A 12,729-nucleotide genomic window follows, 5' to 3' on the forward strand; every position below is an offset into this window, starting at 1 on the left:
CGCCCAGGGGCTGCTTTCACCATGGCACGCGCGCGGGCTGTGGGCCTGTCGTGGTGCGCCGCTATGGCCCGCTCGGCCCCCGGTCGGGGTCTGTCCGCCTCATGTTCTGCCTGCGCGGGGCGGCGGACGCTGGGACGTATGGATGGCGTCGGTGCGCCTTTCCCCGCCGTGCCGGGCCGTGGGCGGTGTACGGAGCTGTTGAGCGGCGGCGGCTACGGCCGTATCGCTGTCACCGAGCAGGCACTACCGGTGATCGTGCCTGCGAACTACTGCCTGCCGGGCGACGGAGAGCTGCTCATCGCCACCGGATCGCGCACCGGTCTGGTCCACCGGGCCCGGGACGTGGTGATCACCTTCGAGACGGGCGGGATGGACGCGGCGGGCTGAGCGTGGAACGTCACCGTCACCGGCTACGCACGGCCTCTGGCCAAAGGCCAGCGTGCGGGGCCCCGGGGCCCATGGGCGCCGGGGGGGGCGGAAGAAGAACTGCTCTGCCTGGAGACCACCGATATCGGCGGCCCGATCTTTCCCCTCCTGCACGCCGCGGACGGGCATGGCGCTGCGATGCCGTGGCCCGGCCGCGCGCCCGTCGCCGCACCCTACCGGCCGTCCGGGAAAGGACGACTCGGCCTGCCAAGCGGCAGACGCCTGCCCAGCCTGGAACGGAAGGCTTGCACGGCGTACCGAGAGGACGATGGTGGATCCGCATCCCCACACCGCTCAGCAGTTCGACCCAGGGGTGGAACGGGATGTGCCAGATGCTCCGCGCATGCTGCGTTTTCCCGATCCCGCTCGCCTGGCTCTGGACCGTGCGGCGGAGGAGTTCGTCGACCGCGCCGGCGAGGTGCTGCACGCTCAGGGCCGGCTTCGAGACCTGCTGCGCGCAGTCCTCACGGTGACCACCGACGTCACCTTCCCGAAGGCTGCGCCACCTGGCGAGCACCGCCAGAGAGCCGGCGGAGGCCCGCTTCGCCTCCCTGGCCATCGTCCGCCCGGACGGCAGCACCGCGGAATTCGTCCGTGAAGGCGCGGATGAAGAGACAGCGCGTGAAATCGGGCACCGGCCCGAGGGCAAAGGCGTCCTCGCTGCTCTGGACGACGGCCCGCTGCGTATCGACGACCTCGCCTCCCACCCGGCCGCGGCCGGCTTCCCACCCGGCCACCCGCCGATGCACGGCTTCCTGGGCACTCCCCTCACAGTCCGCGGCCGGCTCCACGGTCGGCTCTACCTCGCCGACAAGCACGGCACCGTCACCCGGCCGGAGCCGTTCACCGAGGAGGACGAAGAACCCATCCTCGCCCTGGCCGCCGCAGCCGGCCTGGCCACCGACAACGCCCTCCTGCTCGAAACCTCACGGCATCGTGAAGTCCGGCAGCAGGCCACCACCGCCCTCACCGCCGCTTTCCTCGCCGGCACCAGCGAGCGACATGCCCCGCAACTGATCGCCGAACACGCCCGCACCATGACCGACGCCGACCTCGCCGCCATCGCCCTGCCCGACGCCTCCGGCACCCTCACCATTCGCGCCGCCACGGCCCCGACGCCCACCGGCTCGACGGGAAGCGTCTTCCCGTCGACGCCTCGCCGTGCGGGGCCGCCTTCACCAGTCGCAGCCTCCGAGCAGCGGTCCGCACCAGAACGTGTCGTGCTCGTGCTGCCGGCGGAAGGCGTCCAGCTCGATCGCTTCCAGCGGCAGCGTCAACGGCTCCTCCGAGCCCGCGCTCCCCAGTACCGCCGTCTGAATCTGCCGCCTGTCACCCCGACGCACCCCCACCTTCCGTCCCGCGCAGCGTGCCACCGCACCCGCCGGCTCCGCGGCCGATCATCGCGCTCACCCCGATCCACGTGAAGGGGAACAGCGTGACGGTCGTACTCGGTGCTCTTCTGCGGCGCGGGGGATGATGGGGAGGGAATGACGGAACGCGAGGTCAGGAGCTTCATGGCGAAGCGGGTTCACCAGCCGCGTGAGGACGCGGAGTTCGATTTCATCCTCGGGATGAGCGGAGTCCCGGTCCTCGCATACTTCATCGGGACATGGCCGAAGGCGATCGAGCCCTGCCGGACGATGGACCTTGTCGTGGGTGGCATCGCCGACGAGTACACGGGCCGCCTGACGGTCGTCCGCACCGACATCACGCGCTGTCCGGTCGCCACCAAGCGATACGAGGTCACCGGAGCCCCGTCCTACGTACTGCTGAAGGAGGGAGCGGCGGTGGCGCACGGCACGGGGCTCATGACCGTCGCCGAGGTACGGGAGTTCCTGGACGGCCACCTCTGAGGTGCTGCGGCCTCGAGGCCCGTCACACAACCCGTGGGCGTGCCGTCTCGGCTCCAACACGGCCGGTGCCGTTCCGTCCGGCAGTGCGTTCGGCTCGGGCCCGCTGGATCGCGGCGGCGCGCACGGCTTCGGCGGCCTGGCGTTGCGGGGCGCGGACGTCCTCGAACGACGTCGGCGCCTCGTCCTCCTGGTCCTGGTCGATGTCGGGAAGGAAACGGTCGGCGAGGTCGCGGCGGGGCTGTTCCTGCCGTACGACGGCTGCAGCCAGAGCCGGGTCCTTCTGCCGGGGCGGGACGACCGCGCGGTGGTAGCCGGCCGAAGCGGTCTCCTGCGTCTTCACCGTCCCGGCCGGAACGACTGGCTGCGCGCCGCCGGCGGAAGGCGCCGCGTGGGATGGCTCAGGGGCGTAGGAGGGCCTTGATGGCACGGCGCTCGTCCATGGCCTTGTACGCCTCGGCGGCCTGCTCCAGCGGGAGTTCGAGGTCGAAGACCTTGCCGGGGTCGATCTTGCGGTCCCAGATGAGCTGGATCAGTTCGGGCAGGAACCGGCGGACGGGGGCGGGCCCTCCTTCCATGTGGATGCCGGCGAGGAACAGTTCGAAGCCGGGGATGTGGACGTCGTAGTTGACGCCGACGAAGCCCATGTGGCCGCCGGGGCGGGTGGCGCCGATGGCCTGCATGGTGGATTCGCGGGTGCCGACGGCCTCGACGACCGAGTGCGCGCCGAGGCCGCCCGTGAGCTCCTTGATCTTTGCCACGCCCGCGTCGCCGCGTTCCTCGATGATGTCGGTGGCGCCGTAGAAGCGGGCCAGCTTCTGCCGCTCGGGGTGGCGGGACATCGCGATGATGCGCTCCGCACCCAGCTGCTTGGCGGCCAGGACCGCCATCAGACCGACGGCACCGTCGCCGACGACCGCGACGGTCTTGCCGGGGCCGGCTTCCGCGGCGACGGCGCCGTACCAGCCGGTGCCGAGTACGTCGGAGGCGGCCAGCAGCGAGGGGATCAGGTCCTCGTCCGGCTGCCCGGGGGTGACGACGAGGGTGCCGTCCGCGTACGGGATGCGGGCTTTCTCGGCCTGGGTGCCGATCGTGCCCGCCACGAATTCGCGGTGCACGCAGCCGGACTGGTAGCCCGAGCGGCAGATCTCGCAGGTGTTGTCGGAAATGACGAACGACCCGATGACGAAGTCACCGGCCTTGACGGTCTTGACTCCGGATCCGACCTCTTCGACGACGCCGACGTACTCGTGACCCATGAGGGTGTGGTCGGCGGGCTCGATGCCGCGGTAGGGCCACAGGTCGGAGCCGCAGACGCAGGTCGCTGTCAGCCGGATGATCGCGTCGGTCGGCTCGATGATCTTCGGGTCGTCGCGGTCCTCGACCCGGACGTCTCCGGCGGTGTGCATGACTACTCCACGCATGGTGGTTCTCCTTGCTCGGTGTTCCCGGTGCCTGGGGCACCTGTGTGTGATCAGGAAGGCACCGCTTCCTGAGAAATGAAGGGAAATGTTCCGGTGTGGCGTCGTGGTACCGCCGTCCTGCGGTCTCGCGGCTGGTGCCCTAGCCGACGGCGGAGCGGCTGCGGCGCCCCTGGACGAGCGCGATGGTGATCGTGGGGACGAGGGCCAGAGCGGCCATGGCGGCGCCGGCCATGGCCGGCCCTGCGGCCCGGAAGGGCGAGTCGAGGGTGAGCCCGGCGATCCAGGAGCCGGCCGCCGTGCCGAGATTGAACGCCGACACGGTCAGGGCCGAGCCCAGAGTGGGGGCCTTGCCCGCGAAACGGACGCCGAGGGCGATCAGGACCGGAGTGCCGAGGAACCCCGCAAGGCCGAGCAGGGCGACCAGCACCACCGTCGGGACGGCGAAGGCGGACAGCAGGCCGAGCGCCAGCAGGACCACTGCGGCCGACGCCGCGGCCTTGATCGTGGTCGCGTACGGGCGGGCGTCGCCGGCTCGCCCGCCGACGAGGAAGCCGGCCAGGGCGCCGGCACCGAATCCGACGAGGACGAGCGGCACGAGACCCGCGGCGATCCCCGCCCGGTCGGTCAGCAGTGGAGCGATGTACGTATACGTGCCCAGCACGCCGGCGCTCGTGGCGGCGCAGGCCGCCAGCACCAGCCAGAGCCGGCCCGAGCGCAGCGCGGACAGCTCCGAGCGGATCGACACCGTCTGCCCGCCGCGGTGCTCGTCCGGGACCGAACGAGCGATCAGCGCCATCGCGGCCAGCGCCAGGACGGCGAGGATCCAGAAGGGTCCGCGCCAGCCCATCAGCTGTCCGGCGAACGCGCCGAGCGGCACGCCGACGACGTTGGCGAGCATGGCACCGGAACCGACCACGCCCACGGCGCGCGAGCTCGCGGCCGGGCCGGCCGCCCTGGTGGCCACGACGTTCGCCACCGCCCAGAACGCCCCGGTCGCCAGCGCGGTCAGGAACCGCGCGGCCAGCAGCAGCCCGAAGCCGTCACCGACAGCGGCGATCACGTGTCCTGCGGCGAAGACGCCCAGGGCCAGCACCAGCGTCCACCGGGCGGGCAGCCGCAGGGTCAGCATCGACATCAGCGGCGCACCGATGATCATCCCGACCGCGAACACGGTGATCGCCAGACCGGCACGGGCCACGCTCACCTGCAGGTCGCCCGCGATCTGCGGCAGCAGACCCGCCACCACGAACTCGGTCGTACCCATCAGAAACGTCCCCAGGGCGAGCACGTGGACCACGCCGGGAAGCCGGCGCGAGACAGGTGGCCGTTCCTCGACGCGTTCGTCGACGGGGACGTGGAGGGTCGCTCCTTGCATGGTGAAGCTCCAAAGGGTGTCGCTACGGGGTCGCGCATCCCAGAGAACCCGTATTCACGCAGGTCAGGAAGGTCGCGGTTATAGGGGGTACAAGCTCCACCTCCCTTATCCACGCCGCGCGCCTACCGTGGAAGGCATGGACAAGCGCCCCGACAACGCCTCCGACATCCGGGACTTCCTGGCCAGCCGACGCGCCAGGATCACCCCGGAGCAGGCCGGGCTGCCCACCAGCGGCCGGCGCCGTGTGCCCGGCCTGCGGCGCGAGGAAGTCGCCGTTCTCGCCGGCGTCAGCACCGAGTGGTACACCCGCTTGGAGAAGGGCCACATCAACGGCGTATCCGAAGACGTCCTCGACGCGGTCGCCCGCGCACTCCACCTCGACGACGACGAACGCACCTACCTCTTCGACCTCGCCCGCGCCGCCCAGCCGGCCGGCCGCGCCCCCCGGCGCCGCAAAGCCGTCGACGTCCCGCCCCGCGTCCAGTGGCTGCTCGACTCCATGACCCTGTCCGCGGCCTTCGTCACCAACGGCCGCCTCGACATCGTCGCCACGAACGCACTCGCCCGGGCGGTCTTGTCCCCCATGTTCGACAGCGACACGGCCGACGACCGCGGCCGCCCCAACTGCGCCCGCTACTACTTCCTCGACCCGGACGCACAGCACTTCGTCGCCGACTGGGACCAGGCCGCCACCATCACCGCCGCCTTGCTGCGCGCCGAGGCCGGCCGCTACCCGAATGACAAGGCACTGCGGGAACTCATCGGTGAGCTGTCCACGCTGAGTACCGAGTTCCGCACCCGCTGGGCCGCCCACGACGTCCGCATCCACCACGGGGGCGTCAAATCCTTCAACCATCCCGACGCCGGACCGCTGGAACTCACCTACCAGCCACTCGACCTGCCCCTGTCCACCCGCGAGGCGCACTCCCTGACCATCTACACCGCCGAACCGGGCTCCCCCGACGAAGACCGCCTCAAACTCCTCGCCAGCCTGGCAGCCACCCCCACCGGCCCCCAAGCACCGCCTTCCTCTGCCTCTCCTTCAGACCACGGGAACAGGGCGACCGGCACCAGCACCGCACCTCAGTAGCGGAGCCGGGCGGTCGGCCGCGCGCCGGCGTGCATCGCTCGATCCAGCGATGGCGCCCCACCTGTTGCAGTCCGTCCCGCGAGCCGATCGGCGCTGAACTGCACGAACGCCTTCCACCAATCGCGCTCACACCATAGATCCAACCCCAGAGCACCGGATGTGCCTGACGTGCAGGGCCAGGGTCGAGGCCCCCCGGCACCCCGAAAGAAAGCCGGCCAGCAGCCGGACGGCGCGGTGAGCCCGGCGGCGCACTGCATTTACGGGGCCCCGTGCAGAGCTGACCGACCACCCCTGTTACGCGAAGGGCCCGCGCCTCTGCTGGGTACGGGCCCTTCCCCCGCCCAGCGGCCGGCCATCGCCTGAGACCAGGTTCTCAGCCCAGGCGAACCCGGGATCGTCGACTCACGTCATCGGGTCCATCGATCGCCTCTGCCTGGCTGCTCTTGCTCAAGTGCTGTCCCGTGACTCGGCGCAGGGGTCAGTGGGACGCCACGGCCGGATCGCCTTGTCCGGTTCCGGCCCGACTCGCGGTCTCCATGGTGCCCCGGCTAAGAGCTCGTAACGCGATCATGATCGGTGTTTGTCGAGGCGTCGCCGGCAGACGAGGCTGCAGGCCAGGGAGACGAAGGCGTCGTGGAGTTCGGTTCGGCGTTCCCATCGGACGGCGAGTCGCTTGAACTGGCGGAGGAGAACGAAGGTCTGCTCGACGACGTAGCGGAACTTGCCCAGGCCCTGGATGTCGGGAGCGCCCTCGCGGGAGATGACGGGCAGGATCCGCCGCTTGCGGAGCTCCTTCCGGTGGGGGTTGGAGTCATAGCCCTTGTCGCCGAGCAGGGCTTCGGGACGGTGGCGAGGCCGGCCCGGACGTCCGGCGACGGGAGGGATGCCGTCGACCAGCGCGAGGGTCTGGGTGATGTCGTTGACGTCGGCCGCGGTGATGATGACCTTGAACGGGGTGCCGCGCCCGTCGCGGATCAAGTGGTGCTTGCTGCCGGTCTTCCTCCGGTCGACCGGCGACGGACCGGTGTCGGCACCCCCTTTTTCGCGCGAACGTGGGAACCGCCCACGCACACCCATGACCAGCCCTGCTCGCCGGCCGCGTTCAGCTCGGCGAGCAGGACCCGGTGCAGCCGGTCGAAGACCCCGACCTTCTGCCACCGCTCCAGCCGCCGCCAGCACGTCTGTCCCGAGCCGAACCCCATCTCCAACGGCAGAAGTTGCCAGGCGATGTCGTTGGAGAGGACGAACAGAATGCCCTGGAGGCAGAGACGATCCGACACCGGCCCCCGCCCCGGCCCCGGCGACCGCTCCGGCCAGGGTGGCAGCAACGGTTCGATCAGCGCCCACAAGTCGTCGTCCACGCACAATGTGGGGCTGGCGTTGGCGGCGGTGGAAGAACCGGCGTGTCTCAGCGGCGAGTTCGCTCTGGTTCCTGGCCCGGTGGGTGTGGGGGCAGACAGCGTTTGAGATCGGCGTTGACCAGCTCGTCCGGGTTCAGCTCGGTGCGTACGAGGGCAGGAAGTGCAGTTCGACCTGGTCCTTGTGACGGGAGAGCCAGGCCCGCACCACCTGGGAACGGTGGGCCGAGTGCCGGTCGACGACCAGGTGCACCTTGCGGTCGAAACTCCCGACGAGCCGGGCGAGGAACCGGCACATGACCTTCGCGTCGAACGACTCGGTGAAGACCATGAAATGCATCCGGCCGCGGGTGCTGATCGCGGACATCGCGTTCACGGAGAACCGGTTGCCGGCGCGGCGGACGACCGGCGTCATGCCTTTGGCACCCCAGGTGCGGCCGGTGACCTGGTCCGAGCGGATCCCGATGAGGTACTTGCCCACCCCCGGCTCGATGAACCGGACCCGGTACAACTTGAAGATCAGCTCGCCCGTCAGCCCCCGCGTTCACAGCCGACCGGACAGCCCCAGGTCGCAAGGGATGCGATCGAGGACGGCCTGCCGGACGGCGGCCTGCTCGACCTCGGACAGCACCTGATGGTCGCCCGCGCGCCGGCCCCGCGGACGGGACAGCAGTGCGTCCCGGCCACCCGCCTGCCACCTCGCCCACCAGTTGTCCACGGCCCTGACCGACACCTTGAACAAGGCCGCGACCTCCACTCAGCCCCGGCCCTCCACCAGCGCGGACACCGTCGGCAGCCGCACAGCCTCCTGCGCGTCCGGCGACCACATCCGCGCATCCCCCACCAGATCACTCACCCACAGCCAACGAGCCCGAACCCAAAGCGTCTCGGATCAATAGCAATCCGGAGAGGGTGGAATTAGCGGATCGTCGATGTCGACTGCTATCTCGAACCCTGAGGTCGAAATGAAATTGGCGACGTTACCGGACAGCTGAATTCGATCAAACGGATTGGATTCGGTGAAGAACATCGCCCAGATCAGCGCACGGTCGACAGTCAGGCGTGCGATGAATCCCTCCGAACCGTACGAACCTTCTCCACCCCACAGGAGTCCCCTCTCTCCCAGGTCCACAGCGGCAAGCCCATCGACCGAGGACACCCAGGAAGGATCGCCTTCCAGAACCTCATCGAGCTCGAACGGGGAGAGCACCGAGAAGCCGCTCGGCACGGCGGAGTCGAGGGCGACGTCATAGGAGTGCCCGTCGGCGTAGTGGAGTGCGTCCTTGATGGGAAGCTCAAAGCCTTCCCACAGACGTTCGATCGTGGTCACGCGGCATTCTTACACTTCCCGTTGCGCACGCGCTGAGGCCTCTCCTTGAATCCGGCCGGGGGAACCAGCTCACCCAGTTCGTTTCTGTTCCGCGCAGAATTCATGTGCCTTCTAAACCCCTCCGCCCAGGTTCGCCCGGTCGTCGAATCGAGGCGAACCGTGTTCGGGTCGACACTTTCAGTGATGACCGGCCTCCCGATTTCGCGTGCCGCACCAAGCCTTCGGTTGTCGCACGACACCAGCTGGCCGTCCACTTCCATGGCCTTCAACGCCGTACCCGGCGCCGCCAGTCCCATTCCCCGGAGCGCATCTTCTCTACGTAGTAGTTCGGGGACACGGCGCGTTGGGAGAAGTTGGTGGCCGCACTGGACCTGCCGTTACCCGCCACCTGGACGCCGCCCGCACCGCCTCCTCCAAGCCCCGTACCCACCTCTTCACGGCCACCGGCCACCGGCCACCGGCCACCGGCCACATGCCACATGCCACATGTCACATGCCACAGATCGAACGCACGGAGGACTTCGCCGACCCGGCCCGGGCTTCTGGGCCTGATGCTCCCGGGGCCGGGCTCACCCGTCCGGTCCACCCGTATTGCGGCGCCGCCTCGCGACCGGCAGGTTGCGAGGCGTGGGGCGACACCCGCCGCCCGGGGCGAAGGCGAGAACGCGCATGGACATGCTGTCGGCGGAGCTGCGAACCCTGAGCCGTGAGGCGTACGTCTACCTGTACCCGCTGGTCATGATGGACGTCACGCGCCGCCAGTCCACCGCCCTGCCCGAAGGCGGCAAGCCCGGTTACGGCCCGCCGAACCGGTTCCACCACCTGCGTGAGTTCCCTCCGGCGGACTTCCGTGCCGTCGTCCGGCCCAACTTCGACACCCTGTACTCCAACGCCTGGCTCGACCTGACCGCCGGCCCGGTGGCCCTGCACGTCTCCGACACCGCCGACCGGTACTTCATGCTGCCGCTCATGGACATGTGGACCGACGTGTTCGCCACCATCGGTCAGCGCACCACCGGCACCGGAGACCAGGACTACCTCCTCGTCGGTCCCGGCCACCGCGACGAGGCGCCGGCGGGAGCGACGCTCCTGCGCGCACCGACCCCGTACGTGTGGCTCATCGGGCGTACCCAGACCAACGGCCCCGCCGACTACGACGCCGTGCACAAGGTCCAGAACGGTTACACGCTCACCGCCCTGAACCCGGCCGGACACGTGCCCGACGCCGGTGTGGACGTGGAGACGGACGCGCTCACCCTCGTCAACGGCCTCAGCGCGGCACAGTTCTTCGCCCATGCCGCCCGGGCGCTGACGGTCAACCCACCGCACGCCGCCGACTTCTCCGTCCTCGCGCGCATCGCGCACCTGGGCATCGTCCCGGGCCGCGACTTCGACGCGAGCCGCTTCGGCGCCGACGCCCTCGCGCAGATCGAAGGCGGCGCGAACGCGGCCCGTGAGGCGATCCTCGGCTCCATGTCGGCCTTCGGTACGGCGGCCAACGGCTGGCGGACGTCCACCGACACCATGGGCGTGTACGGCAACAGCTACTTCAAGCGCGCCGTGGTCGCCGCCGGCGGACTCGGCGCCAACCCGCCCGAGGATGCCGTCTACCCCGTACTGGCCACCGACGCCGAGGGCTCGCCCGTGACCGGCGAGAACGACTACGTCCTCCACTTCGACGCCGACGCGCTCCCGCCCGCCAAGGCGTTCTGGTCGGTCACCATGTACGACGCCGAGGGCTTCCAGGCCGCCAACGAGCTGAACCGCTTCGCCCTCGGCGACCGCGATCCCCTCACCTACAACCCCGACGGCTCCCTCGACATCCACATCTCCCACCACGACCCGGGCCCGGACCGACGGACCAACTGGCTGCCCGCACCGCTCGGCCCCCTGGGGATCACCATGCGCCTGTACGCACCCTCTCCCCAGGCACTCGACGGCACCTGGAACCCCCCGCCGGTCCGCAGGACCCGCCCGGTCGCCGACGGGAAAGCGACGTAGCACGTCGACCGCGCCTACACGGAAGGCCGTACCACAACGTGTCGGCAGCGGCGGTGAACAGCGGTCACAATGAGGCCGGCCGAAGCAGCCAGGACGAAGATATCGTCGCACGTTTCCGCAGGTCAGATACCATACAGAAGGCCACATGCCGGATGGTTCCCAAGCTCATGGCGTGGGTTCGCCTTCCGGGTGCAACCGAAGGCTCGGCAGTCTGGGCCTTCTCCACTACCCTCAGGGACCCGACCTCGGCCATCACCCGCCAGCGCCCTTAAAAGTGCAGGTCAAGTCCACCCCACTCCCCCCGCCAAGTGCCTTCTAAGCACTTGGCCGCAGGTTCGAGTCTGCAGGGGGCGCAAGATCCAAGACCCTCCTTCGGGAGGGTCTTTTACTGGTCAGAGGGGGTCGCGGAGTGGAGTTGAGGGCACCGGGAAGACCACTCCTACTGGCTGGATCTATCCGGCTAAATCCGGCCAGAGGCGACCTCTGACGGCTGGTTTTCCCGAAAACTTCCCGATCACCCACCACCTCAACGCCGACAGTGAGGCACACCTGTGGACACCCCCATGCTCTCCGAGGCCCGCCAGCTCGTGGCGGCGGCACAACAAGCGGTACAACAAGCGGTACAACAAGCGGTCACGGCAGTCGGCATCGCCGCCGATGCGGCCGCCACAAACCGCCGGGCGGCCTGATTGACCGCGCACATCGTCAAGCCCGGCCACAAGACCCGAGGCGTCCCGAACTACCCCTAGACGACGAGTGGGCCGCCATCGCCCGCCACGTGCTGAACGCCACTGGCATCGCCCCGGACGGCGATCCCGACGGCTGCCGCTGGGTCGCCGTCCGCCATGCCGACGACCACATCCACATCGTCGCCACCGAGGTCCGAGGCGACCTCCGCCCGCCACGTAACCGGAACGACTTCCTGCACGCCGACGACGAACTCGTCGCCATCGAGAAGGAGTACGGGCTCCGCCAGGTCCCACGCGGCGACCGCACCGCCGCCAAGCGCCCCACCCGCACCGAGCAGGAGAAGGCCCGCCGTACGGGGAACGCCGCCATCGTGACGCCTGCGGACCAGTCGGTGTCGGCGGTGATCTGGGGGTTCAGGACGGGGAAGGCGTAGGAGACGATTCCCCAGCTGGTGATCTGTGTGGCGCAGAGCGCGGGCAGGACGACGCGGGGCCGCGACCAGTCCCCCGTTCCGGTCGCGGCCTCGCGGGTGTGAAGGCGGGTCATCAGGCAGTCAGCAGCAGTCGCCAGTGGCGGCGGTCGGTTCGCTCGCCCGGGGGCCGACGGCGGCCGGGCTGGAACAGCACGTGCCGGCCTGCGGCTTGGCCAGGGTGTCGGCGTCGGCCTTGACGACGTAGACCTCCCACGGCTCGCGGCCGGGGCCGTGGACCCACACCTTGTCCTGGAGGGCGTAGCAGCAGGTGGTGTCGTTCTCCTCCGTGGTGGCGAGACCTTCCTGGGCCAGCCTGGTGGTGGCGGCGTGAACGGCTTCGGTGCTGTCGACCTCGACGCCGAGGTGGTCCAGGCGGGTGTCCTCACCGTCGGCACCTTCGATGAGGACGAGCTTGAGCGGCGGCTCGGCGATGGCGAAGTTGGCGTAGCCGTCGCGGAGCTTGGCCGGCTCGGCGCCGAAGAGCTTGCTGTAGAAGGCGACGGATGCCGAGAGATCGGGGACGCGCAGGGCGAGCTGTACACGAGTCATGACGAACCTCCTGCTGTGCGGGTGTGGTGGGGCTGGTCAGCAGCCGCCGGAGGCGGCCGGGGAGCCGACGCCGAGCTGGATGAGCGTGGGGGCGGGGGCGCAGCAGTCGCTGTCGGCCGTGGTGTCGGCTCCCGGCTCGGCTCCCGGCTGGTCGTAGAGGCCGG

The 12,729-nt window shown here is 69.8% G+C and carries 12 protein-coding genes and 2 pseudogenes; 7 read left to right on the forward strand and 7 right to left on the reverse strand.

Annotation, left to right across the window (positions count from 1 at the left end; genetic code table 11):
- Positions 1–138: 138 nt before the first annotated feature.
- From ACFYUS_RS38365 to ACFYUS_RS38375, 3 genes are all read left to right on the forward strand, one after another.
- Positions 139–387, forward strand: coding sequence for a pyridoxamine 5'-phosphate oxidase family protein (locus ACFYUS_RS38365; protein WP_388862821.1), 249 nt, complete (start codon positions 139–141; stop codon positions 385–387).
- Positions 388–923: 536 nt separating this feature from the next.
- Positions 924–1,850, forward strand: a complete 927-nt coding sequence (locus ACFYUS_RS38370; protein ID WP_388862843.1) for a GAF domain-containing protein — start codon at positions 924–926, stop codon at positions 1,848–1,850.
- Between the two features lie 90 nt (positions 1,851–1,940).
- On the forward strand, positions 1,941–2,279 hold the full coding sequence (locus tag ACFYUS_RS38375) for a thioredoxin family protein (RefSeq protein WP_388862823.1): 339 nt from the start codon (positions 1,941–1,943) through the stop codon (positions 2,277–2,279).
- Positions 2,280–2,301: 22 nt separating this feature from the next.
- Here ACFYUS_RS38375 and ACFYUS_RS38380 read toward each other — a convergent pair whose 3' ends face one another.
- The 3 genes from ACFYUS_RS38380 to ACFYUS_RS38390 form a co-directional block, all read right to left on the reverse strand.
- A complete protein-coding gene (locus ACFYUS_RS38380; RefSeq protein ID WP_388862825.1) occupies positions 2,302–2,619 on the reverse strand; it encodes a hypothetical protein in 318 nt (105 codons plus the stop codon).
- Positions 2,620–2,677: 58 nt separating this feature from the next.
- The gene (locus ACFYUS_RS38385; protein WP_388862827.1) at positions 2,678–3,700 is read right to left on the reverse strand and encodes a zinc-dependent alcohol dehydrogenase family protein; all 1,023 of its coding nucleotides are present in this window, start codon (positions 3,698–3,700) and stop codon (positions 2,678–2,680) included.
- A 139-nt stretch (positions 3,701–3,839) separates the two neighbouring features.
- Positions 3,840–5,075, reverse strand: coding sequence for an MFS transporter (locus ACFYUS_RS38390; RefSeq protein WP_388862829.1), 1,236 nt, complete (start codon positions 5,073–5,075; stop codon positions 3,840–3,842).
- A gap of 136 nt (positions 5,076–5,211) precedes the next feature.
- On the opposite strand from ACFYUS_RS38390, the gene ACFYUS_RS38395 reads away from it, so the two are divergent.
- Positions 5,212–6,165: a helix-turn-helix domain-containing protein gene (locus ACFYUS_RS38395; RefSeq protein WP_388862831.1), complete on the forward strand. Its 954-nt coding sequence runs from the start codon at positions 5,212–5,214 to the stop codon at positions 6,163–6,165.
- A gap of 567 nt (positions 6,166–6,732) precedes the next feature.
- On the opposite strand, the gene ACFYUS_RS38400 is transcribed toward ACFYUS_RS38395, so the two are convergent.
- The 3 genes and pseudogenes from ACFYUS_RS38400 to ACFYUS_RS38410 form a co-directional block, all read right to left on the reverse strand.
- A protein-coding gene (locus ACFYUS_RS38400; protein WP_388862833.1) for an IS5 family transposase occupies positions 6,733–7,532 on the reverse strand; the annotation gives its coding sequence in 2 pieces (ribosomal slippage) (positions 6,733–7,208 and positions 7,208–7,532; 801 coding nt in all).
- A pseudogene (locus ACFYUS_RS38405) lies at positions 7,522–8,280 on the reverse strand (IS630 family transposase); the annotation flags it as partial. The gene ACFYUS_RS38400 and the pseudogene ACFYUS_RS38405, both read right to left, overlap by 11 nt.
- A 135-nt stretch (positions 8,281–8,415) precedes the next feature.
- On the reverse strand, positions 8,416–8,853 hold the full coding sequence (locus ACFYUS_RS38410; protein ID WP_388862835.1) for a hypothetical protein: 438 nt from the start codon (positions 8,851–8,853) through the stop codon (positions 8,416–8,418).
- Positions 8,854–9,522: 669 nt separating this feature from the next.
- On the opposite strand from ACFYUS_RS38410, the gene ACFYUS_RS38415 reads away from it, so the two are divergent.
- From ACFYUS_RS38415 to ACFYUS_RS38425, 3 genes and pseudogenes are all read left to right on the forward strand, one after another.
- Complete coding sequence (locus tag ACFYUS_RS38415) at positions 9,523–10,854, forward strand: DUF1254 domain-containing protein (RefSeq protein ID WP_388862837.1); 1,332 nt, start codon at positions 9,523–9,525, stop codon at positions 10,852–10,854.
- Between the two features lie 563 nt (positions 10,855–11,417).
- Positions 11,418–11,543, forward strand: a complete 126-nt coding sequence (locus tag ACFYUS_RS38420; protein WP_388862845.1) for a hypothetical protein — start codon at positions 11,418–11,420, stop codon at positions 11,541–11,543.
- A gap of 59 nt (positions 11,544–11,602) precedes the next feature.
- A pseudogene (locus tag ACFYUS_RS38425) lies at positions 11,603–11,905 on the forward strand (mobilization protein); the annotation flags it as partial.
- A gap of 192 nt (positions 11,906–12,097) precedes the next feature.
- On the opposite strand, the gene ACFYUS_RS38430 reads toward ACFYUS_RS38425, so the two are convergent.
- Complete coding sequence (locus ACFYUS_RS38430; RefSeq protein WP_388862839.1) at positions 12,098–12,565, reverse strand: ArsI/CadI family heavy metal resistance metalloenzyme; 468 nt, start codon at positions 12,563–12,565, stop codon at positions 12,098–12,100.
- Positions 12,566–12,729 lie beyond the last annotated feature (164 nt).

Origin of the sequence: Streptomyces sp. NPDC004284 (genome assembly GCF_042874035.1) — a bacterium.
In the GTDB taxonomy this organism is placed as follows: Bacteria; Actinomycetota; Actinomycetes; order Streptomycetales; family Streptomycetaceae; genus Streptomyces.

What these genes read in the sequence shown, in the direction of transcription:
- ACFYUS_RS38420 (WP_388862845.1), top strand. Translation starts at nt 11,418, where the DNA reads ATGCTCTCCGAGGCCCGCCAGCTCGTGGCGGCGGCACAACAAGCGGTA.
- ACFYUS_RS38365 (WP_388862821.1), top strand. Translation starts at nt 139, where the DNA reads ATGGATGGCGTCGGTGCGCCTTTCCCCGCCGTGCCGGGCCGTGGGCGG.
- ACFYUS_RS38385 (WP_388862827.1), bottom strand. Translation starts at nt 3,700, where the DNA reads ATGCGTGGAGTAGTCATGCACACCGCCGGAGACGTCCGGGTCGAGGAC.
- ACFYUS_RS38390 (WP_388862829.1), bottom strand. Translation starts at nt 5,075, where the DNA reads ATGCAAGGAGCGACCCTCCACGTCCCCGTCGACGAACGCGTCGAGGAA.
- ACFYUS_RS38375 (WP_388862823.1), top strand. Translation starts at nt 1,941, where the DNA reads ATGGCGAAGCGGGTTCACCAGCCGCGTGAGGACGCGGAGTTCGATTTC.
- ACFYUS_RS38415 (WP_388862837.1), top strand. Translation starts at nt 9,523, where the DNA reads ATGGACATGCTGTCGGCGGAGCTGCGAACCCTGAGCCGTGAGGCGTAC.
- ACFYUS_RS38395 (WP_388862831.1), top strand. Translation starts at nt 5,212, where the DNA reads ATGGACAAGCGCCCCGACAACGCCTCCGACATCCGGGACTTCCTGGCC.
- ACFYUS_RS38430 (WP_388862839.1), bottom strand. Translation starts at nt 12,565, where the DNA reads ATGACTCGTGTACAGCTCGCCCTGCGCGTCCCCGATCTCTCGGCATCC.